This is a genomic window from Segeticoccus rhizosphaerae (assembly GCF_005222685.1).
Classification (GTDB): Bacteria; Actinomycetota; Actinomycetes; order Actinomycetales; family Dermatophilaceae; genus Segeticoccus; species Segeticoccus rhizosphaerae.
In genome coordinates, this window is the sequence record NZ_SWMA01000004.1 from 148,115 (window position 1) to 168,722 (window position 20,608).

18 protein-coding genes are annotated in these 20,608 nt (G+C 69.9%); 13 read left to right on the forward strand and 5 right to left on the reverse strand.

Going from position 1 to position 20,608, the window contains the following annotated elements; all coding sequences use genetic code 11:
• Window positions 1-25: 25 nt before the first annotated feature.
• Window positions 26-451 (forward strand): Rv3654c family TadE-like protein, encoded by a 426-nt coding sequence (locus tag FCN22_RS04910; RefSeq protein ID WP_274381541.1) that lies wholly within the window; start codon window positions 26-28, stop codon window positions 449-451.
• 6 nt (window positions 452-457) lie between these two features.
• Here the strand turns inward: FCN22_RS04910 and FCN22_RS04915 are convergent, their stop codons facing one another.
• Complete coding sequence (locus FCN22_RS04915) at window positions 458-2,812, reverse strand: DNA 3'-5' helicase SftH (RefSeq protein WP_137120415.1); 2,355 nt, start codon at window positions 2,810-2,812, stop codon at window positions 458-460.
• A 124-nt stretch (window positions 2,813-2,936) separates the two neighbouring features.
• Between FCN22_RS04915 and FCN22_RS04920 the strand changes: the two genes are divergently transcribed.
• From FCN22_RS04920 to FCN22_RS04945, 6 genes are all read left to right on the forward strand, one after another.
• Window positions 2,937-3,278 (forward strand): STAS domain-containing protein, encoded by a 342-nt coding sequence (locus FCN22_RS04920; RefSeq protein ID WP_137120416.1) that lies wholly within the window; start codon window positions 2,937-2,939, stop codon window positions 3,276-3,278.
• Between the two features lie 162 nt (window positions 3,279-3,440).
• The gene (locus FCN22_RS04925) at window positions 3,441-5,783 is read left to right on the forward strand and encodes a sodium-translocating pyrophosphatase (protein WP_137120417.1); all 2,343 of its coding nucleotides are present in this window, start codon (window positions 3,441-3,443) and stop codon (window positions 5,781-5,783) included.
• Window positions 5,784-5,916: 133 nt separating this feature from the next.
• Window positions 5,917-7,323 (forward strand): extracellular solute-binding protein, encoded by a 1,407-nt coding sequence (locus FCN22_RS04930; RefSeq protein ID WP_137120418.1) that lies wholly within the window; start codon window positions 5,917-5,919, stop codon window positions 7,321-7,323.
• Window positions 7,316-8,260, forward strand: coding sequence for a carbohydrate ABC transporter permease (locus FCN22_RS04935; protein WP_137120419.1), 945 nt, complete (start codon window positions 7,316-7,318; stop codon window positions 8,258-8,260). Before FCN22_RS04930 ends, FCN22_RS04935 begins: the two co-directional genes overlap by 8 nt.
• A gap of 137 nt (window positions 8,261-8,397) precedes the next feature.
• The gene (locus tag FCN22_RS04940; RefSeq protein WP_137120420.1) at window positions 8,398-9,222 is read left to right on the forward strand and encodes a carbohydrate ABC transporter permease; all 825 of its coding nucleotides are present in this window, start codon (window positions 8,398-8,400) and stop codon (window positions 9,220-9,222) included.
• 25 nt (window positions 9,223-9,247) lie between these two features.
• Window positions 9,248-9,751 carry a CinA family protein gene (locus FCN22_RS04945; RefSeq protein WP_137120421.1) on the forward strand — a complete coding sequence of 168 codons (504 nt, stop codon included), beginning with the start codon at window positions 9,248-9,250 and terminating at the stop codon, window positions 9,749-9,751.
• Between the two features lie 75 nt (window positions 9,752-9,826).
• Here the strand turns inward: FCN22_RS04945 and FCN22_RS04950 are convergent, their stop codons facing one another.
• The gene (locus FCN22_RS04950) at window positions 9,827-10,249 is read right to left on the reverse strand and encodes a ChaB family protein (protein WP_137120422.1); all 423 of its coding nucleotides are present in this window, start codon (window positions 10,247-10,249) and stop codon (window positions 9,827-9,829) included.
• 151 nt (window positions 10,250-10,400) lie between these two features.
• Between FCN22_RS04950 and FCN22_RS04955 the strand changes: the two genes are divergently transcribed.
• The 5 genes from FCN22_RS04955 to FCN22_RS04975 are packed head-to-tail and all read left to right on the forward strand — an operon-like array spanning window position 10,401 to window position 14,848.
• Window positions 10,401-11,180 carry a hypothetical protein gene (locus FCN22_RS04955; protein ID WP_137120423.1) on the forward strand — a complete coding sequence of 260 codons (780 nt, stop codon included), beginning with the start codon at window positions 10,401-10,403 and terminating at the stop codon, window positions 11,178-11,180.
• Window positions 11,177-11,623, forward strand: coding sequence for a phage holin family protein (locus FCN22_RS04960; RefSeq protein ID WP_137120424.1), 447 nt, complete (start codon window positions 11,177-11,179; stop codon window positions 11,621-11,623). The genes FCN22_RS04955 and FCN22_RS04960 overlap by 4 nt, the downstream gene beginning before the upstream one ends.
• Window positions 11,620-12,189: a DUF3618 domain-containing protein gene (locus FCN22_RS04965; RefSeq protein ID WP_137120425.1), complete on the forward strand. Its 570-nt coding sequence runs from the start codon at window positions 11,620-11,622 to the stop codon at window positions 12,187-12,189. Before FCN22_RS04960 ends, FCN22_RS04965 begins: the two co-directional genes overlap by 4 nt.
• 51 nt (window positions 12,190-12,240) lie before the next feature.
• Window positions 12,241-13,257 (forward strand): DNA topoisomerase IB, encoded by a 1,017-nt coding sequence (locus FCN22_RS04970; protein WP_137120426.1) that lies wholly within the window; start codon window positions 12,241-12,243, stop codon window positions 13,255-13,257.
• Between the two features lie 31 nt (window positions 13,258-13,288).
• Window positions 13,289-14,848: a DUF7059 domain-containing protein gene (locus FCN22_RS04975; RefSeq protein WP_137120427.1), complete on the forward strand. Its 1,560-nt coding sequence runs from the start codon at window positions 13,289-13,291 to the stop codon at window positions 14,846-14,848.
• 28 nt (window positions 14,849-14,876) lie between these two features.
• On the opposite strand, the gene FCN22_RS04980 is transcribed toward FCN22_RS04975, so the two are convergent.
• Window positions 14,877-15,677, reverse strand: a complete 801-nt coding sequence (locus tag FCN22_RS04980; RefSeq protein ID WP_137120428.1) for a dioxygenase family protein — start codon at window positions 15,675-15,677, stop codon at window positions 14,877-14,879.
• 174 nt (window positions 15,678-15,851) lie between these two features.
• Between FCN22_RS04980 and topA the strand changes: the two genes are divergently transcribed.
• Window positions 15,852-18,599: a type I DNA topoisomerase gene (gene topA / locus FCN22_RS04985; RefSeq protein ID WP_238384527.1), complete on the forward strand. Its 2,748-nt coding sequence runs from the start codon at window positions 15,852-15,854 to the stop codon at window positions 18,597-18,599.
• A gap of 103 nt (window positions 18,600-18,702) precedes the next feature.
• On the opposite strand, the gene FCN22_RS04990 is transcribed toward topA, so the two are convergent.
• Together FCN22_RS04990 and FCN22_RS04995 are read right to left on the reverse strand one after the other, a co-directional pair.
• Entirely contained in the window at window positions 18,703-19,722 is a 1,020-nt protein-coding gene (locus FCN22_RS04990) for a branched-chain amino acid ABC transporter permease (RefSeq protein WP_137120430.1), read from the reverse strand.
• A complete protein-coding gene (locus tag FCN22_RS04995; RefSeq protein WP_137120431.1) occupies window positions 19,719-20,588 on the reverse strand; it encodes a branched-chain amino acid ABC transporter permease in 870 nt (289 codons plus the stop codon). The genes FCN22_RS04990 and FCN22_RS04995 overlap by 4 nt, the downstream gene beginning before the upstream one ends.
• Window positions 20,589-20,608: the final 20 nt, after the last annotated feature.

The following is a 20,608-nucleotide window of genomic DNA, read 5'->3' on the forward strand; positions in this document are numbered from 1 at the left end:
CGTTGGCGCCCAGCCGCGTCGGTGGGTGGCCTTCCACCCGGGCCGTGCTGCACGCTGGCCGTCGAGTGTTCGACGGTCGACGGCTCCAGGCGTCCAACGGACCGGGCGCGACCGAGGATCCGCCACCGTGCTGGCCATGGGCGTGATCGGTGTCCTGGTCAGCCTGGGAGTGGCCGCCCTGGTGCTCGGCAGCGCGGTCGTCGCCAGCCACCGCGCGCGGTCGGCCGCTGACCTCGGGGCGCTGGCGGGAGCGTCTGCTGTGCTGCGGGGCGCACCGGCTGGCGAGGCGTGCGCGGTCGCGGGTGTCATCGTCCGGGCGAACGCCGCGCGGCTCGCCGAGTGCGCCGTCTCAGGCGGCGCGATCCAGGTGGAGGCGGCGGTGCCGCCCTCCGTGGCCGCCCTCCCCGAAGCCGTCGCGCGTGCCCGCGCCGGGCCGCCTCCAGCGGGTTAGCCGAGCTCAGGCGCGTGGTCGGCTCGACTCGGAAGGCGCGTGTCGGAGCACGGCGTCGAGCAGCCGGATCGCCCCGGCCTTGTCGAGCGGTTCGTTGCCGTTGCCGCACTTGGGCGACTGGACGCAGGAGGGACACCCGGCGCGGCACTCACAGGCCGCGATCGCGTCGCGGGTGGCGGTCAGCCAGGTCACGGCCCGGTCGAAGCCCCGCTCGGCGAAGCCCGCGCCGCCCGGGTGGCCGTCGTAGACCAGGATCGTCGGCAGGCCGGTGTCCGGGTGCAGCGCCGTCGAGACGCCGCCCACGTCCCACCGGTCGGAGGTCGCCACTAGCGGCAGCATGCCGATGGCGGCGTGCTCTGCGGCGTGGGCCGCGCCCGGGATATCGGTCTCTCCGATGCCGGCCGCGGCGAGCAGGTCCTCCGGCATCGTCCACCACACGGCCTTGGTCGCGAGCGTCCGCGGCGGCAGGTCGAGCGGGTGCTCCCCGAGCACCTCGCCGGACGGCAGCCGGCGCAGGAAGGACGTGACCTGCGAGGTCACCGACACGCTGCCGAACGCCAGCCCGACCGGCCCCCACTCGCAGCACAGCTCGGTCCGGCCCAGCACGAAGCTGCTCGTGGTCCGGGCCTGCGTCGACCATCCCGGATCTCCGCGCACCACCAGCGCGCTCGCGTCCTCGAGGTCCAGCTGGGTGACGACGTGCGGCTCGCCCTGGTGCAGGTAGACCGCGCCGGTGTGCGCGGTGCTGTGCGCCCGCTCCCCGTCGACCGTCCCCAGCACCCGTCCACTGGACCGTTCGACGATCCGCACCACGGGTTCGCCGCTGCCCCGCAGCGAGACGTGGTCGGTGGCACGGTCCGGCCGGGTCCAGTACCACCCCGAGCGTCGTCGGCGCAGCACGCCGCGCGACGCCAGCTCGTCCAGCAGCGGCAGCATCCCGGGCCCGAAGTAGTCACCGTCGGCCTCGGTGAGAGGCAGCTCGGCCGCGGCGGCGGCCAGGTGCGGCCCGAGCACGTAGGGGTTGTCCGGGTCGACCACGGCCGCCTCCACCGGCTGGTCGAACAGCGCCGCCGGATGGTGCACGAGGTAGGTGTCCAGCGGGTCGTCCGCAGCGACCAGGATCGCGAGGGAGGGTGAGCCCCGTCGCCCCGCACGGCCCGCCTGCTGCCACAGCGACGCCCGCGTGCCGGGCCATCCGGCCAGGACCACCGCGTCCAGTCCGCTCACGTCGATGCCGAGCTCCAGCGCGTTGGTCGCGGCCAGCCCGCGCAGGGTCCCCGACCGCAGCGCCTGCTCGAGCGCGCGTCGTTCCTCGGGCAGGTAGCCCCCGCGGTAGGCCGCGATCGTGCCCTCCAGCGCCGCGTCCACCTGCCCGACCGTCCGCCGCGCCGCCGTGGCCAGCACCTCGACCCCGACCCGGGACCGGGCGAAGGCCACCGTCTGCACCCCGTCGAGCACCAGGTCGGCCAGCAGGTCCGCGCTCTCCGCGACGGCGCTGCGGCGGTGCGGTGCGTCGTGCTCGCCGCCTCCCTCGACCAGCGCCGGCTCCCACAACCCGAAGGTGAGGGACTCGCGTGGAGAACCGTCCCTCGTGACCGCCCGGACCGGCTGCCCCAGCAACGCGCCCGCGTGCTGCGCCGGGTCGGCGACGGTGGCGGAGGCGAGCACGAAGGTCGGGCACACGCCATACCGGGCAGCGACCCTGCGCAGCCGCCGCAGCAGCACGGCGAGGTGGGATCCGAAGAGTCCGCGGTAGACGTGGCACTCGTCGATCACGACGTAGCGCAGGGCGCGCAGGAACGGTGCCCAGCGCTCGTGCCCCGGCAGCAGGGAGTGGTGCACCAGGTCCGGGTTGGTGAGCACGTAGTGCGCGTGGTCGCGGATCCAGCGCCGCTCCTCCGCGGGGGTGTCCCCGTCATACGTGGCGGCCCGTAGCCCGGGGATCGCCCACCCGTCCAGACGTGCGCGCTGGTCGGCGGCGAGCGCCTTGGTGGGTGACAGGTAGAGCGCCGTCGCACCGCGGCCCGAGGCCGCCGTCGCGCCGTCCACCAGGTCGGAGAGGACCGGCAGCAGGTAGCCGAGGCTCTTGCCCGACGCCGTCCCGGTCGAGACGACCACGTGCTGCCCGGCCCGGGCCAGGTCCGCGGTCTCGCGCTGGTGCGACCACAGCCCGCTGATCCCGTCCCCGGCCAGCGCCGCGTGCACCTGCGGGTTGACCCAGTCCGGCCAGGGCGCGCGCACCTCCGCCCGCGCCGGAACGTGCTGCACGTGCAGGAGCCGCTCGCTGCGGGTGCCGCGGGACAGCCGGCGCAGCGTGCTCGTGGGGGCGGCCGCGAGGTCGCCGTCGATGTCGATGGTCATGGCTGCACCCACCGTATGTCGCGTTCGTCGCCCGCGCGCTCTAGGCTGGGCCTTGCAGCGGGGCACGCCCGCGGCCAGTGACCGACGATCTCATCTCAACGGCAACACAGGCAAGGAGCCGTCCGTGGACCTGTCCATCTCCACCGCTGACCACGGCGAAGTCACCGTGATCGCGGTCGGCGGCGAGATCGACGTCTACACCGCTCCCCAGCTGCGCGAGCGCCTCGACGAGCAGATCGCGGAGGGCCGTCGACAGTTGGTCATCGACCTGCAGGACGTGGCGTTCATGGACTCCACGGGCCTCGGCGTGCTCGTCGGTCGGCTCAAGATGGTCCGGTCGCACGAGGGCACCCTGCGCCTGGTGTGCCGCTCCGAGCGCATCCTCAAGGTCTTCGCGATCACCGGACTCGACAAGGTCTTCCAGATCTTCGACAGCGTCGATGACGCCGTCGCGAGCCTCGTCTGAGCCGCTCGCTCCCACCTCAGCCGGAGCTCCGCGGCCCATTCATCCCGTGGCTTGTGGGCACAATTTTCTAATCCCGCCCTGTCCTCGTGTTCACTCGCCCCATAGAGTGACGGCAGCCACGCGTGCCCCACGCGTTTGGACCCTGCCCGTAGGAGGAACCGCATGCCGGGTTTGATGCCATCTGTTGACGGGAGCTCCCTGTCGCTCGGAGGAGGCAACCTGACCGTGGTCGCCGTCGTGGCGATCATCGGACTCATCGCGCTGGGGATGGGGGTGAAGTTCCGCGGGGAGGTGCTCAAGGCCGACCCGGGCACGCCGAAGATGCAGGAGATCGGCGCGGCCGTCGAGGAGGGCGCCCAGGCCTACCTGCAGCGGCAGTTCCGCACCCTGTCGATCTTCGTCGTGGTGGTCTTCTTCGTCCTGCTCGCGCTGCCCGCCGACACCGGCGGTGTGCGGATCGGCCGCTCGATCTTCTTCGTCATCGGCGCCGTCTTCTCCGCCGCTATCGGCTACCTCGGCATGAGCCTGGCCGTGAAGGCCAACGTCCGCGTCGCCTCGGCCGCGCGGACCAGCGGCCGTGACGAGGGCATGCGCATCGCCTTCCGCACCGGAGGCGTCGTCGGTATGGCGACCGTGGGCCTGGGTCTGCTGGGCGCCGGTGTCGTGGTGCTGCTCTACAAGGGCAACGCCCCCAAGGTGCTGGAGGGCTTCGGCTTCGGCGCCGCGCTGCTCGCGATGTTCATGCGCGTCGGCGGTGGCATCTTCACCAAGGCCGCCGACGTCGGCGCCGACCTGGTGGGCAAGGTCGAGGCGGGCATCCCCGAGGACGACCCGCGCAACGCCGCCACCATCGCGGACAACGTGGGCGACAACGTCGGCGACTGCGCCGGCATGGCCGCCGACCTGTTCGAGTCGTATGCCGTGACGCTGGTCGCCGCGCTCATCCTGGGCAAGGCCGCGATCGGGGAGTCCGGTCTGGTCTTCCCGTTGATCGTGCCCGCCATCGGCGCCATCACGGCGATGCTCGGCGTCTACGTCACCAAGCCCCGGGCCGGCGAGAACGGCCTCGTGGCCATCAACCGCGGCTTCTACGTGTCGGCACTCATCTCCGCGGGCCTGTGTGCGCTGGCCGCGTTCATCTACCTGCCCAGCTCGTTCGCCGACTTCGAGGGCCTGACCAACACCCAGATCGCCCAGCTCGGCGGTGACCCCCGGCTCATCGCCAGTGCGGCCGTGATCCTCGGCATCATCCTGGCCGGCATCATCCTGTGGCTCACCGGCCACTTCACCGGCACCGACAAGCGGCCCACGATGGACGTGGCCCGCACGTCCCTGACCGGCGCTGCGACGGTGGTCCTGTCCGGGATCGGGGTCGGCCTCGAGTCGGCCGTCTACACCGCGGTCATCATCGGCGCGGCCGTCTACCTGGCCTTCCTGCTCGGCATGGGCTCCACCATCCTGGCGCTGTTCCTCGTGGCGCTCGCGGGCTGCGGCCTGCTCACCACGGTGGGTGTCATCGTGGCGATGGACACCTTCGGACCGGTCTCGGACAACGCCCAGGGCATCGCCGAGATGTCCGGAGACGTGCACGACGAGGGTGCGCAGATCCTCACCGAGCTCGACGCCGTGGGCAACACGACCAAGGCCATCACCAAGGGCATCGCGATCGCGACGGCGGTGCTCGCCGCGACCGCGCTGTTCGGCTCGTTCACCGACTCGGTGCGAGAAGCCCTGAGCACGATGACGGGTGTGGACACCTCCGGTATCAGCGCGTCGATGCTGAGTGTGGAGGTCGTCTCGCCCAACACGCTCGTGGGTGTGCTCATCGGTGCGGCGGTGGTCTTCCTGTTCTCCGGGCTGGCGATCAACGCCGTCACCCGAGCCGCGGGCGCCATCGTCTTCGAGGTGCGCCGCCAGTTCCGCGACCACCCGGGCATCATGAACTACACCGAGAAGCCCGACTACGCGCGCGTCGTCGATATCTGCACCAAGGACTCGCTGCGTGAGCTGGCGACCCCCGGCCTGCTGGCCGTCCTGGCCCCGGTGGTCGTGGGCTTCGGCCTGGGCGTCGGCGCGCTCGCCGGCTACCTCGCCGGCGCGATCGGTGCGGGCACCCTGATGGCGGTCTTCCTGGCCAACGCCGGTGGGGCCTGGGACAACGCCAAGAAGATCGTCGAGGACGGCGCCCACGGCGGCAAGGGCTCCGAGGCCCACGCCGCGACGGTCATCGGCGACACCGTCGGCGATCCGTTCAAGGACACTGCGGGGCCGGCGATCAACCCGCTGATCAAGGTGATGAACCTCGTGTCGCTGCTGATCGCGCCGGCCGTCGTGACCATGTCGATCGGCGCGGACTCGCACCAGGTGCTGCGCATCGTCATCGCCGTCGTCGCGTTGGCCATCCTGGTCGGTGTCATCACCATCACCAAGCGGCGTGACCTCGCCATCGGCGGCGACAGCGACCCCGAGGCGGCGCCGGCAGAGGGGCAGCACGTCCTGCGCTGAGCCCTTCCCCTCGGCTGGACACACCCGGACGCCCGAGCAAACGTTTCTCCCCGGAAGCGTTTCTCGGGCGTTCGGTCTGGGTACCGGGCCGGTAGTTGCTCCGACCGCGGAGCGCCACCGGAGGGAATTCACCATGAGGCATGCCCGTTCGCTACCTTTGGCCACTCTCGTCGGCCTGACGCTGACCTCGTCCCTGATGCTGTCCGCCTGTGCAGGCGTGGGCGGAGGATCCGACCAGGAGCCCACGACGAATGGCGGCGGCAGCGGCGGCAGCGGCGGCGCCAGCACACCCTCCGGGGCCCTGAAGATCATGGGCTTCTCAGGGGGCGACGAGGTGGCGAGCTCGCGCATGAACGCGTTCAAGGCCGCCTACCCGGACGTCGACGTCACCGCGAACAAGGGCGACTTCGATGCCCAGCAGTTCCTCACGGCCGTGTCCAGCGGCAACGCTCCGGACGTGGTCTACATGGATCGCAAGCTGATCGGCACGTATGCCGCGCAAGGCGCCATCGAGCCGATGAACACCTGCGTCAAGAACCAGCACATCGACACCTCGCAGTACCGAGAGGCGGCGATGCAACAGGTGACGATCAACGGGAAGGTCTACGGGATCCCCGAGTTCTACACGGTGAGCGTCAACCTGATCAACGAGAAGGCCCTGCGAGCAGCCGGACTGACCGACGCCGACATCCAGACCAAGGACTGGGACGCGCTCAAGGCCACCACCAAGCGGCTGTTCGAGTCCGACGGCTCCAAGCTCCAGCGCATCGGCTACGACACCCACATCCCCGACGCCTTCCCCCTGTGGGCACGCGCCAACGGTGTCGAGATCATCAACAAGGACGGCTCCCCGAACCTCAACGACCCGAAAGCGGTCGAGGCGCTGCAGTTCAACATGGACATGGTCCGGATGCAGGGCGGCTGGAGCGACTACAAGGCCTTCCGCGACAGCTTCGACCTCTTCGGTGAGAAGAACCAGTTCACCAAGGACCAGCTCGTCGCCTTCCCGATCGAGAACTGGTACGTCAACGTCCTGTTGAGCTCGCGCAAGAACGGCCTGCAGCTCGGGTCGACGATGTTCACGGACAAGAAGGGGCAGCCGATCAGCATCCTCGGCGGGAACGCATGGGCCATCCCCAAGGGCGCCAAGAACGTCGCCGCGGCCTGCGCGTTCGCCAAGACGATGACGGACAAGCAGACCTGGATGAAGGCGGCTGCGGCGCGGATCGCGACCGTCAAGAAGGACAAGTCGTTCTTCACCGGGTTGTTCACGGCCAACAAGCCTGCCGACGAGGCGATCAAGGCGAAGTACCTCAAGCCGACGGGGGACAAGGGATTCGACACGGCCATCGAGAACTACTACAAGACCCTGGACGTCGCCAAGCCGCTGCCCTCCTCCCCGGTCGGCTCGCAGATCGACAACGCCTGGGCGGCCGCGGTCGAGCGGGCCCTGTCCGGCAAGATGAGCGCCAAGGACGCGTTGGACCGCGCGCAGCAGGAAGCGCAGGGGGCCTTCGACAAGGCGCCGCAGAATGGCTGAGGCGACCGCTGCCGGGCGCGTCGCGCGCACCCGGCGACATCGTCGCCGGCACCGTGACCGAGCGGGTTACCTGTTCATCCTGCCGTGGGTTCTGGGGTTCCTGATCTTCACTGCCGGCCCGATGATCGCCAGCCTGGTGCTGTCCTTCACCGACTACTCGATGATCCGGCCGCCGACCGGGGTGGGCACGGCCAACTACCGAGAACTGCTCAGCGACCCACGCGTGATGAAGTCGCTGTCCAACACCTTCGTCTACGCGGCGATGTTCGTCCCGCTCGGCACGGTGGTGGCCCTCGCGCTCGCGCTCCTGCTGCACCGGGTCGGGCGTGCGGCCGGGTTCTTCCGCACCGCCTTCTACCTGCCGGTGATGACTCCTGCCGTCGCGGCCGGCGCGATGTTCCTGCTGCTGCTCAACGGACAGCAGGGCCTGGTCAACAAGGTGCTGTCGTTCGTGGGGATCGCGGGCCCCAACTGGACGACCGACCCCAACTGGCTCAAGCCTTCCCTGGCCATCGTCAGCCTGTGGAGCCTCGGAGGCGCGGTCGTGATCTACCTGGCCGCGCTCCAGGGAGTGCCGCGGCAGCTGCACGAGGCGGCGCAGCTGGACGGAGCGGGCCCGATCCGGCGGTTCTTCGTCATCACCTTGCCGATGATCTCGGGGGCGGTCTTCTTCACCGTGATCACCCACACCATCGCCGCCATGCAGATGTTCGACCAGGCATACACGATGTTCTACGGGCCGCAGCAGAAGGCGAACGCGTCGGACGAGTCCCTCGTCTACATGGTCTACCTGTTCCAGAACGCGTTCCAGTACTTCCACATGGGCTTCGCCTCGGCGATGGCCTGGTTGCTGTTCGTCATCATCGTGGTGATCACCGTGGTCCAGGTGAAGGTGGGCAACCACTTCGTCTACTACGAGGGGGGCGAACCCAAGTGACCAGCTCTGTCCAGTCCACACCACCCGTGGAACCCGCGCCGACGGCCACGTCACCGGGCTCGCCGCAGCCGCCGTTCGCCCCGGGAGCCGTCCCCGCGGATCCGGCCGCACGGTCGTCCTCGTCGCGGTCTGCGGGCTTGTCCTGGAGACGGATTCCCTACCTCGTCGTGCTCACCGCTGCGACGGTGGCCTTCATCTACCCGTTGATCTGGCTGATCAGCGCCTCGTTGAAGCCCAAGAGCCAGGTCTTCGACAACAAGCTGTGGCCGGAGGTGTTCCAGTGGAGCAACTATGAGAAGGTGTGGCAGGTCGCGCCCGTGCTGAGGTGGTTGTTCAACTCGGTGCTGGTCGGGGTGATGGCCGCCACGACCGTGTGCCTGAGCAGCGCACTGGTGGCCTTCGGGTTCGCCTACTTCCGTTTCCGCTTTCGTGGAGCCATCTTCGGCCTGGTCCTCGCGACGATGATGCTGCCCGGGGCCGTGACGATGATCCCTGTCTACCTGATCTGGAACAAGCTCGGGTTCGTGGACACCCAGGTGCCGCTCTGGGCCGGAAACCTCTTCGGCTCCGCGTTCTACATCTTCCTGCTGCGCCAGTTCTTCCTCGGCATCCCACGCGAGCTGTTCGAGGCCGCCCGGGTGGATGGCTGCTCCTACCTCGGCATGTTCCGTCGGATCGCACTCCCGCTGGCCAAGCCGGCCCTGATCATCGTCTTCGTCTTCGAGCTCCAGGCCAGCTGGTCCGACCTGATGAAGCCGCTGATCTACCTGCAGACCGAGGACTACTTCACCATGCCGCGAGGGCTGAAGCAGATCATCGATGCTTTCGCGCTGTCGGGTGAGTACCACTGGGAGATCGCGCTCGCGGCAACGGTCATCGCTACCGTGCCCATGATCCTGGTATTCGCCTTTGCGCAGCGCTACATCCTCGACGGCATCGCCACCTCCGCCTACAAGGGGTAGTGGTTCGATGGCAGAGTGTGTGTCCATGCCCGGACCCAGTGAGCTGAACGAGGAATCGAGGGAGGTCGCTGCCGCGATCTCGACGGCCGTGCGCCGCACCGGTGCGCGGGTGGCCGCCGCCGAGTCGCTGACCAGCGGGGCGATCGCCAGTCACCTCGGGGCGGCGGAGGCGGCCTCCGACTGGTTTGCCGGTGGGGTGGTGGCCTACAGCCGGCAGGTCAAGTTCTCGGTGTTGCACGTCGAGCCGGGGCCGGTGGTCACCGAGGCCTGCGCACGTCAGATGGCGCGCGGGGTCCTGGACCTGCTGTCCGCAGATGTGGCCGTGGCCGTCACCGGCGCGGGTGGCCCCGATCCGGAGGAGGACATGCCGCCCGGAACGGTCTTCATCGCCGTCTGCTCAGGTGGGGACGTCAGGGTCGAACAACACCGCTTCGACGGTGATCCCGAGCAGGTGGTGCGGGACACGACGCTCGGCGCGCTGCGGTTGCTGCGCGCCGAGGTCGAGGGATCCTCCCGCCACAGCGGCTGAGTCGGCGCCGCGGAGCGCCTCGCCGGTCCTGAAGGGCGCGAAGGCCTCTCGACGCCCTTCAGGGCCCGACTGTCCTCAGGACGATCGAGCCTGGTCGGACTTGCGGTTGTTGGCCCTCTCGATCGCCTTGACCAGCTCCTTCTTGGACATGGTGGAGCGCCCGGGGACCTTCAGCCTCTTGGCCAGGTCGTAGAGGTGGCTCTTGCTGGCGTTCGCATCGACGCCGCCGGCCGTGTCGGCCTTCGTGCCTCGTCCACCTGCTGCCTTGGCGTCCGAGGGCCCCTTGCGCTTCTTGGGCTCCCAGTGGTCGCCGACCTTCTCGTGGGTGTGCTTCAGGGCGGCATACGCCACCCGGTGGGCGCGCTCGCCTTCGCCGTATTCCTCGGCTGCCGAGTCGTGTGCTTCGGCAAAGGTGCGTTGCGCCTTGGCGTCCGAGCGCTGCAGCGTGCTCGGCAGCTCACCCTTCTTCGGCTTGCCGCTCTTCGTCGTCTTGGGCATCGACCTCGGCCTCCTTCGCCATCCTTGGGATTCGGGTACCCGTCACTTGCGTCCAACAAACCCCGAATCCGCCCAAGATAACGGGTTTCGGCCGAGAGGTGGGGGGTAGATGGGGGTCTCCGAGGGGTGACCCAGCGAAGGAGACGGTCTGATGACAAGTGACTACGGCGAGCAAGGATTTCCCGACGACCCGGTTCGGGGGATCGGGGTACGACCCCCAGCGAGCTCTGCGGGAGTGCCCCCGACCCCATCGGTGGAGGAGCCTCCACCCACGTCGGGACAGGTGACGGACGGTCCAACGGTTGGTCGGCCGCTGGGCTCCGAGCAGGTGGGCGGCGGTGACCGCGGGACGAAGGAGGTGGCCAGCGACGAGGCGAGCGACGTGAAGCGGCATGCTCAGGAGGGCGGCCAGCGCGTGGCCGATCGGGCCAAGGACGAGGCGCGCAACGTCACGGGGGAGGCCGGGCGCCAGGCACAGGACCTCTGGCGCCAGACGCGGGCGGAGCTGACCGACCAGGCCGGGCACCAGCAACAGCGCGTCGCGGGCGGCCTGCGTGAGCTCGGCGACGAGTTGGGTTCGATGGCAGACCGGTCCGAGCAGAACGGTGTCGCGACAGACCTCGCGCGCCAGGGATCGAGCAAGGCCCATGAGCTGGCGGGCTGGCTGGACGGACGTGACCCGGGCAGCCTGCTCGAGGAGGTCAGGGGATTCGCCCGGAGCAAGCCCGGCACCTTCCTCGCGGTCGCGGCCGGACTCGGCTTCGTCGCCTCGAGGATGGGCCGCGGCCTGGCTGCCGAGCACCAGGACCAGAGCTCCTCGGGTCAGTCCACGAGCACCGGTGTGCCGGCGAGTGGCGCATCGGCCGAGAGGCCGGCATATCCGGCCTATCCCGCGGCCGACGAGGCCGTCCGAGGTGGCCAGGTGCCATGACCCAGAGCCACGAGACAGGCGAGCGACTCGGTGCCCAGCCCGGTGGCGAGCCCCCCGGCCGACCGTTGAGCGACGTCGGTGAGTTGGTCGGCCGCATCGGCAACGACCTCTCGACCCTGGTGCGCCAGGAGGTCGAGTTGGCCAAGGCGGAGGTGCGGGAGTCCGCCAAGAAGGCCGGCAAGGGCGCCGGCATGTTCGGCGGGGCCGCCCTGGCGGGTTACATGGTCCTGCTCTTCGGATCGGTGGCCGTGTGGTGGGCCATCGGCACACAACTGGGCCTGGGGTGGTCGGCGTTGATCGTGGCGGCCATCTGGGCCGTGATCGGAGCCGTTCTCGCCGCCCGAGGGCGCCAGGAAATCAAGCAGGTCAAGGGAATCCCGCGCACCACGGAGACGGCGCGCGACATCCCCGACGCACTCAAGGGAAACGAGGAGATCCGATGAGCAACGACCCGGAGCAGATCCGCCAGGACATCGAGCGCACCCAGAGCAACCTCAGCTACGACGTCAACCAACTAGGGGAGACCGTGCGGCCCGGCAACGTGGCCCGCCGTCAGGCGGGGAAGGTCGGCGGTGCCGCCACCTCGCTGCGGGACAGGGTCATGGGCACCGGATCGAGCATGCAGAGCTCGGCGTCCGACGCTTCGGATCGGGCCAGCGAGGCCCAGGACCGGGCCAGGAGCGAGGTCAGGGGCAACCCCCTGGCGGCGGGCCTCGTCGCCTTCGGCGTCGGTGCCGTGCTGGGTTCGCTGCTCCCGGCGAGCGATCGGGAGCAACAGGCCGCCGTGGCGGTGAAGGATCGGGCGGCTCCGGTGGTCGACGAGGTGAAGGAGGTCGCCAAGGAGACCGCGGAGGATCTGAAACCCCGGGCCAAGGAGGCCGTGCAGGCGACCAAGGAGCAGGCGGCGGACTCGGCGCAGAACGTCAAGCAGGAGGGCCAGCAGACCGCGGAGGACGTCAAGGGAAGGGCGCAGGAGGCCAGGTCCAACGTCCAGCAGTCTCGCGACTGATCGGTCCGGGCGTCCTCCGGCGGGCCGGAGCGCAGGGAAGGGAGGGCAACGGTGCGCCTACGGCGCAGTGACCCCAACGAGCCCGGCCTGCGGAGACGGCGGCGCGGCAAGGGCTGGTCCTACACCGATGTGCAGGGCCAGCCCGTCGACGAGGCGACCCGCGAGCGGATCACGGCACTCGTCATACCGCCGGCGTGGCAGGACGTGTGGATCTGCCCCCATGCCACAGGACACATCCAGGCGGTCGGGACCGACGACGCCGGGCGTCGGCAGTACCTCTACCACGACCAGTGGCGGCTCGAGCGCGACGAGGCCAAGCACGATCGGGTCCTGCGGCTGGCCCGGCGCCTGCCCGAGATCCGTGCCACCACCGAGTCCGACCTGCGCGCACGGGGACTCGGGCGAGACCGGGTGCTCGCGGCTGGCCTGCGGATGCTGGATCACGGCGTGTTCCGGGTCGGTGGTGACCAGTACGCGCAGGAGCACGGCACGCAGGGGGTCGCGACCCTCTCTCGCGACAACGTGCGGGTCAGACGGGGCGAGGTCATCGCCGAGTTCACCGCGAAGGGCGGCCTGGAGCGAGTCGTGGTCCTCCCGGATGCGCTGCTCGCCAAGACGGTCACGGCGCTCAAGCGCAGCCGGTCCGGGATGGAGCGGCTCCTGGTGTTTCGCGAAGGTGACGGTTACCACGAGGTGCACGCCGAGGATCTGAACGAGCGGTTCAAGGAGCTGGCGGGAGAGGACTTCACCGTCAAGGACCTGCGCACCTGGCAGGCCACGGTGGTCGCGGCGGTCGAGCTGGCGCAGGTCGACCTCCCGCGGTCCAAGACCGGGGTGCAGCGGGCCGAGCGCGCTGCCATGGAGCAGGTGGGGGAGCAGCTCGGCAACACGCCGGCGGTGGCCCGTCGGTCCTACGTCGACCCTCGCGTGGTCGACGGGTTCGAGGACGAGGTGACCATCGAACCGGCTCTGGACCGCATCGGCGTCGAGGCGGTGGACGATCTCGCCGACCCCGACACCCGGCTGGCGGTCGAGCGATCGGTCGTGCGGTTGCTCACCCGCCGCTGAGCTGGCCGAGTCGGGTTCTAGGGTGACGGCCATGGCCACGGACACGCCGACCGATCCGCCCGGGCCTCCATCGCGGCCCGGCAGCGCGCCCCCGCCACACCCGGACCCCGCACGGGTCGCCTCGTTGCGGGCCGACCTCGATGCCGCGGGCTTCACCGTCGAGGGACTGACCGAGCTGCTCGGCCCGACCGCTGCACGAGCCCTGCGTCGCGAGCAGCGGCTTCCCGCCGATCTGGCCACGGGACAGAACCTTTCGCCGGCCGCGACGCTCGTGCGACTCTTCGCGCTCGGCCTCCCGGTCGACCCGGACCGGCTCGCCACCGCCCTCCCGCGGCTGGGCGTCGCAGGCCTGACCGACCTCGGGCTCGGCGCCGTCGAGGGCGGCTCGGTCCACGCCCGGTGCGACCTGCGGCCCTACGCCGATGAGCAGCACTCCTGGTGGGTGGCCTCGGACCTGTCCGAGATCGCCGTGCGCGGACCGCTGCCGGACGACCACGTGCTCGGCATCGGCGGTGCGTCGACAACGCTCGCCTCCTGGACGCCGCGCCCACCGGTCACGTCGGCGCTCGACCTCGGCACCGGCTGCGGCGTGCAGGCGTTGCACCTGTCCGCACACGCGGAACGCGTGGTCGCGACCGACGTGTCGCAGCGGGCCCTGCGCTACGCCACGTTCAACGCAGCCCTCGCCGGGCTGGACCTCGACCTGAGACTCGGCAGCATGCTTGAACCGGTGCGCGGCGAGCGGTTCGGGCTCATCGTCAGCAACCCGCCCTTCGTCATCACGCCGCGGTCACCCGACGTGCCGCGCTACGAGTACCGGGACGGCGGACTGGCCGGTGACCAAGTGGTCCGCGACCTCGTCCGCAACCTCGCCGACCACCTCGAGCCAGGGGGCGTCGCGCAGCTGCTCGGCAACTGGGAGCTCCCCGCCGGGGGTGACTGGAGCGCTCGGGTCGGTGACTGGTTGGACGGCACCGGCCTGGACGCCTGGGTGATCCAGCGGGAAGTGCAGGATCCCGCGGAGTATGCCGAGACCTGGGCCCGTGACGGTGGCCAGCGGCCCGGCACGGAGGGGTTCGAGCGGCTGTATGCCGCGTGGCTGGCCGACTTCGCCGTGCGCGACGTGGCCTCGATCGGCTTCGGCGTGGTGACCGTGCAGCGTCCCACGACCGACCGCGCCCCCTGGCGTGACCTCGTCGAGGTCCTCGGCCCGGTGTCAGCGCCGATGGGCCCGACCGTGCTCGCGGGGGTGCGTGCCCGCACCTGGCTGGCCGAGCACGGCGACCGGGGAGTGCTCGAGACCGCATGGCGGTGCGCCGACGACGTCACCGAGGAACGGCACGGCAGGCCGGGTGCCGAGGACCCGGGCGTCATCCTGATCCGTCAGGGTGGCGGGCTGCGCCGCGCGGTGCGCGCCGACACGGCGCTCGCCGCCTTCGTCGGGGTGTGCGACGGCGGTCTGACCGCCGGTCAGGCGCTGGACGCCATCGCCGCGCTGCTGCAGACCTCCGCGGAGGCCGTGCGGGCCAGGGCGTTACCGCAGATCCACGAGCTGGTCGCCGACGGCCTGCTGGTGCGCCCGGAGAGGTGATGGCCCGCCGCAGCCGCCTGCCGCCGGTTCAGGCGAGTTGCCAGGACCGCTTGGACAGGCCGTACCAGAACCCCTCGATCGAGCTGGTGGCCTCGCCGAGCGATCCGCCGCCCGACTCGTAGGACGCCCCGAGCGACACGAAGAGCGGTGCGAAGTGCTCCGTGCGGGGGTGCGCCTCGTGGGCGGCCGGGGCGCGGTGCAGGAAGTCGATCAGCGCGTCCACGTCACCGCCCTCGATGACCTCGCGGCTCCACGCGTCGAACTCCTGCGAGGCGGTCGGCGCAGGGGCGTCGGCGGGGGCGTGCGGGTTGAACCAGCGCAGGTTGTGGGTGGTGAACCCCGACCCGATGATCAAGGTGCCCTGGTCACGCAACGGCGCGAGGCGGCGGCCGAGCCCGAAGAGCCCGGCCGGGTCCAGCGTGGGCATGGACAGCTGGACGACGGGCACATCCGCCTCCGGATACATCTCGACCAGCGGCACGTAGGCCCCGTGGTCCAGCCCACGGCTCTCCTCGCGGTGCACCGTGCTGCCGGGTGAGGCGAGCAGCTTGCTGACGTCGTCGGCGAGCTCTGGTGCACCGGGCGCGGCATACGTGACGTCGTAGTAGCGCTGGGGGAAGCCCCAGAAGTCATAGACCAGCGGCACCGTCGAGGTGGACGACAGCGTCACCGGCGCGGCCTCCCAGTGCGCGGAGACCATGAGGATGTTCCTGGGCCGGGGCAAGGCCGCCGACCAGGTCGCGAGCTCCCGGGTCCAGGTGGCGTCGTCGGCCAGCGGGGGAGCGCCGTGGCTGAGGTAGAGGACCGGCATACGCGTTGTCTCGGACATGACCACAGTCTACCCTATAGTTGAACGTTCAACTAATGTATGACGTGACTCACCACCGCCGCGATGCTTATCCGCTCACGGTCTGCCAGCCGGACGCGTTACGGTCTACCCGCACCACCACGTCCGAGCAGCGACGAATCCGCTGCACGTGGGGAGCAGGACAAGGGGTATTCCGTGGCAGCAGCAACCGGCCGCAAACTGGTCATCGTCGAATCTCCGGCCAAGGCCAAGAAGATCGGCGAGTTCCTCGGCAAGGACTACGACGTCGACGCCAGCGTCGGGCACATTCGCGACCTTCCCACCCCCAGCGAGATGCCGGCGGACATGAAGAAGGGTCCCTACGGCAAGTTCGCTGTGGACGTGAACAACGGGTTCGATGCCTACTACGTCGTCGACCCCGACAAGAAGAAGAAGGTCTCCGAGCTCAAGCGGCTGCTCAAGGGCGCAGACGAGTTGCTGCTCGCCACCGATGAGGACCGCGAGGGAGAGGCCATCGCCTGGCACCTGCTCGAGGTGCTCAAGCCCAAGGTTCCCGTCAAGCGGATGGTCTTCCACGAGATCACCAAGGAGGCGATCCAGCGCGCGGCCCACGAGACGCGTGACCTGGACACCCGCCTGGTCGACGCGCAGGAGACCCGCAGGATCCTCGACCGCCTCTACGGTTACGAGGTTTCGCCGGTGCTGTGGCGCAAGGTGCGCCAGGGCCTGTCCGCCGGTCGCGTGCAGTCGGTCGCGACTCGCATGGTGGTCGAGCGGGAGCGTCTGCGGATGGCCTTCCGCAGCGCGTCCTACTGGGACGTCGAGGGCGAGTTCGCGCCCGAATCCGCTGCGGGGCAGGCCTTCACGGCCCGGCTGACCGGCGTCGACGGGCGCCGGGTGGCCTCCGGCCGTGACTTCAAGGACGACGGCACCCTCAAGGCCGACAACGTCGTCCACCTGGACGAGGCTGCCGCCACGGCGATCGCGATCAGCGTCACCGCGGCCGACGTCTCGGTCACGAGCGTCGCCGAGAAGCCTTATACCCGCAGGCCTTCCGCGCCCTTCACCACCTCCACCCTGCAGCAGGAGGCGAGCCGGAAGCTGCGGATGAGCAGCAAGAACGCCATGCGCGTGGCCCAGCGGCTCTACGAGAACGGCTACATCACCTACATGCGCACGGACTCCACGACGCTGTCGGAGTCGGCGCTCACCGCCGCCCGTGGCCAGGCACGTGACCTGTATGGCGCGGAGTACGTCCCCGACGCACCCCGCCGCTACGAGAAGAAGGTCAAGAACGCCCAGGAGGCGCACGAGGCGATCCGCCCGGCGGGTGATCGGTTCCGCACTCCCGCGCAGGTCGCCGGCGAGCTGCGCGGCGAGGAGTTCGCGCTCTACGAGCTGGTCTGGAAGCGCACCGTCGCCTCACAGATGGCCGACGCCCGCGGGTCGACCGCAACCGTCAGGCTCGGTGCCACGCTGTCCGACGGCCGGACCGTCGAGTTCTCGGCCAGCGGCACCGTCATCACCTTCCGCGGGTTCCTCGCGGCCTATGAGGAGGGGCGCGACGAGGAGACCCTCGCCCGGTCCGCCCAGGAGGCCGAGGAGCGCCGGCTGCCCAAGCTGTCCGAGGGCGTCGCGCTCGACGTGCTGCGTGCGGAGGCCGACGGCCACGAGACCAGCCCGCCCGCTCGTTATACGGAAGCCACGTTGGTCAAGGCCATGGAGGAGAAGGGGATCGGGCGACCCTCGACCTACGCCGCCACCGTGGGCACGATCCAGGACCGTGGCTACGTGCGCAACCGCGGCTCGGCGCTGATCCCGACCTGGCTGGCCTTCGCCGTGACCCGGCTGCTCGAGGAGCACTTCTCGACGCTGGTCGACTACGACTTCACCGCGTCGATGGAGGAGGACCTCGACCAGATCGCGGGTGGCCAGCGGGAGCGCGTGGAGTGGCTGGAGCGCTTCTACTTCGGTGACGAGGCGCAGTCCGTCGAGGGGTTGCGCCACCTGGTCGACGACCTCGGGGAGATCGATGCCCGGGAGATCTCGACGATCCCCATCGGCGACGGCATGGTCGTCCGGGTGGGCCGGTACGGGCCCTACGTCGAGGAGGTCGTGCCCGAGGGCGTCGACCCGGCGACCGGTGAGGTGACCGACGGGGCCTTGGTCGAGGGCGCGGGCAAGCCCCGGCGGGCCACCATCACCGACGACCTGGCGCCCGACGAGATGACGCCGGCCAAGGCCCGCGAGCTGCTCGAGGCTGCTGCCGACGACGGGCGGGTGCTCGGTCAGGACCCGGAGACCGGGCGCGACATCATCGCCAAGTCGGGCCGCTACGGTCCTTATGTCACCGAGGTGCTGCCCGAGGAGCTGGCGGCCAAGAAAGGCAAGGCCAAGGTCAAGCCCAGGACGGCCAGCCTGTTCAAGGACATGGACCTGGCCACGATCGACCTGGAGACCGCGCTGCGGCTGCTCAGCCTGCCCCGGGTGGTCGGTACGGACCCGGAGTCGGGCGACGACATCACGGCGCAGAACGGTCGCTACGGCCCCTACCTCAAGAAGGGCACGGACTCGCGCTCGTTGCAGTCGGAGCCGCAGCTGTTCACCATCACGCTCGAGGAAGCGCTCGCGATCTACGCCCAGCCCAAGCAACGCGGACGGGCGGCCGCCGCCGCGCTGAAGGAGCTCGGCGAGGACCCGGCGTCCGGCAAGCCGGTGGTGGTCAAGGACGGCCGGTTCGGGCCCTACGTCACGGACGGCGAGACCAATGCCACGCTGCGCAAGGACGATGACCCCGACGCGATCACGCCCGCGCGGGGCTTCGAGCTGCTCGCGGAAAAGCGAGCCAAGGGGCCGACGACCCGCAAGCGGACCACCCGCAAGACCACCAAGAAGACCGCGAAGAAGACGGCAAAGAAGGCGACCAAGAAGTCCAGCACCTGACCCACCCCTGCTCCGCCCAGGCGCCTTTGCTCACTTCAAACCGGTCCTGGGCCGGGCGGGAGCGGTCTGAGACGAGCAAAGCGGTCTGACGCGAGCACAGGTGTCAGTCGCGGGGCGCTCGGTGCCGGCGGTCGGCCAGGCCCTGCAGCACCGTGCGCGCCGTCCCCCACAGGCCGCGGCGGAACAACAGCACGATCACGATGAAGATCGAGCCGGTGATGATGCCGATGCCATCGAAGCCGATCGTGGCCAGCTTGTCCTCGAGCAGCACCACCAGGGCCGCCCCCACGGGGCCTCCCCACAGCGTGCCGATCCCGCCGAGCACGGTCATCAGCACGACCTTGCCCGAGGTGGTCCAGGCCAGCTCCTGCAGCGACGCGAAGCCGTGGCTGATCGAGAAGACGCCGCCCGCGAGCCCGGCCAGCCCGGCCGACAGCACGAAGACCACCACCTTGTAGCGCTCCACGTCATACCCGAGGGCCCTGGCCCGGGCGGGGTTGTCGCGGATGGCCACCAGGACGCGGCCGAACGGCGAGTGCAGGATCCGCCAGGCGGCCCAGGCGCCGAGCAGGATGAGCCCGACGGCGGCGTAGTAGAAGTAGAACGCGTCGGTCTCCACCTGCTCGATCCCGAAGAAGCTCCTGGGGATTCCCTGCAGGCCGTTCTCGCCTCCGGTCAGGCTGTGCCACTGGTTGGCGACGAAGTAGATCATCTGCGCGAAGGCCAGCGTGACCATGGCGAAGTAGATGCCCGTGCGGCGCACGGACAGGTAGCCGATCGGCACGGCGATGAGCATGGCGAAGAGCATGCCGCCGAGGATCGCGACCGGGAACGGCACACCGACGTGTATGGCGATCAGTCCGGTCACGTAGGCCGAGGAGCCCCAGAAGGCCGCGTGACCGAAGGAGAGCAGCCCGGTGTAGCCGAGCAGCAGGTCGACCGAGATCGCGAACAGCGCCCACGCGGCGATGTCCATGGCGACCGGCGGGTAGACGAACCAGGGCAGCGCGATGGCAGCGACGAGGCCGATGGCGAGCAGTACCCAGCGCACGGTGCTGCGCCGTGCCGGCGCGACCTCGGCGGTCTGCTCGAGCTGGGCTGTGGGAGCCGACTGCTCGGTCATGCTGTCTCCTGACGCCCGAAGAGGCCGGCCGGCCGCACCAGGATGACCAGCGCCATGAGGACGAAGATGGCGATCTGTGAGAAGGACGAGGCGTAGGCCTGGCCGTAGGCCTCCACGAGCCCGACGAGGAAGCCCGCGACGACAGCGCCGAGGACCGAGCCGAGGCCGCCGATCACCACCACGGCAAACAGGATGATCACGAAGTTGCCGCCCATGTCTGCGGTGATCGCGCGGAACGGCGCCGCGAGCACGCCGGCCAGACCGGCGAGCCCGATGCCGAACCCGAAGACCGGTGTCACCCAACGGTTCACGTTGATGCCGAGGGCACGGGTGCGCTCCGGCTCCTCGGTCGAGGCGCGGACGATCATGCCGATGCGGGTTCGGGTGAGCAGCAGCCACACCAGGACGCAGACGAGCATGGAGAAGGCGAACACGAAGACCTGGTAGGTCGGCAGGCTCAGTGATCCCAGGTGGAGTTGGCCCCGCAGCCCGGCAGGCTGTTCGTAGGGGAGGCCGGACACGCCATACCGACGCTTGACCAGGTCGACCAGCACCAGGGCGATGCCGAAGGTGAGCAGGAAGTTGTAGAGCACGTCGAGTCGCAGCAGCCACTGCACGAAGACGCGTTCGAGCAGGACGCCGAAGAGGAACATCAGGATCGGCACGATGACCAACGCTGGCCAGAAGTGCAGACCCACGACGTCGAGGAGCACCGCGGACACGACTGCCCCGAGCATGTAGCAGGCGCCGTGGGCGAAGTTGACCACACCGAGCACGCCGAAGATCACGGCGAGCCCGAGGGCTGCCAGGGCGTAGAAGCCGCCGGCTGCCAGGCCCTGCAACGTGTACTGGATGAAGGCACTCATGACTTCCTCTGGTCGCTCCT

Excerpts from the sequence above, each read along its gene's own strand:
- FCN22_RS04915 (WP_137120415.1), bottom strand. The coding sequence starts at position 2,812 with ATGACCATCGACATCGACGGCGACCTCGCGGCCGCCCCCACGAGCACG.
- FCN22_RS04925 (WP_137120417.1), top strand. The coding sequence starts at position 3,441 with ATGCCGGGTTTGATGCCATCTGTTGACGGGAGCTCCCTGTCGCTCGGA.
- FCN22_RS04930 (WP_137120418.1), top strand. The coding sequence starts at position 5,917 with ATGAGGCATGCCCGTTCGCTACCTTTGGCCACTCTCGTCGGCCTGACG.
- FCN22_RS04935 (WP_137120419.1), top strand. The coding sequence starts at position 7,316 with ATGGCTGAGGCGACCGCTGCCGGGCGCGTCGCGCGCACCCGGCGACAT.
- FCN22_RS04945 (WP_137120421.1), top strand. The coding sequence starts at position 9,248 with ATGCCCGGACCCAGTGAGCTGAACGAGGAATCGAGGGAGGTCGCTGCC.
- FCN22_RS04950 (WP_137120422.1), bottom strand. The coding sequence starts at position 10,249 with ATGCCCAAGACGACGAAGAGCGGCAAGCCGAAGAAGGGTGAGCTGCCG.
- FCN22_RS04955 (WP_137120423.1), top strand. The coding sequence starts at position 10,401 with ATGACAAGTGACTACGGCGAGCAAGGATTTCCCGACGACCCGGTTCGG.
- FCN22_RS04960 (WP_137120424.1), top strand. The coding sequence starts at position 11,177 with ATGACCCAGAGCCACGAGACAGGCGAGCGACTCGGTGCCCAGCCCGGT.
- FCN22_RS04965 (WP_137120425.1), top strand. The coding sequence starts at position 11,620 with ATGAGCAACGACCCGGAGCAGATCCGCCAGGACATCGAGCGCACCCAG.
- FCN22_RS04975 (WP_137120427.1), top strand. The coding sequence starts at position 13,289 with ATGGCCACGGACACGCCGACCGATCCGCCCGGGCCTCCATCGCGGCCC.
- FCN22_RS04980 (WP_137120428.1), bottom strand. The coding sequence starts at position 15,677 with ATGTCCGAGACAACGCGTATGCCGGTCCTCTACCTCAGCCACGGCGCT.
- FCN22_RS04990 (WP_137120430.1), bottom strand. The coding sequence starts at position 19,722 with ATGACCGAGCAGTCGGCTCCCACAGCCCAGCTCGAGCAGACCGCCGAG.
- FCN22_RS04995 (WP_137120431.1), bottom strand. The coding sequence starts at position 20,588 with ATGAGTGCCTTCATCCAGTACACGTTGCAGGGCCTGGCAGCCGGCGGC.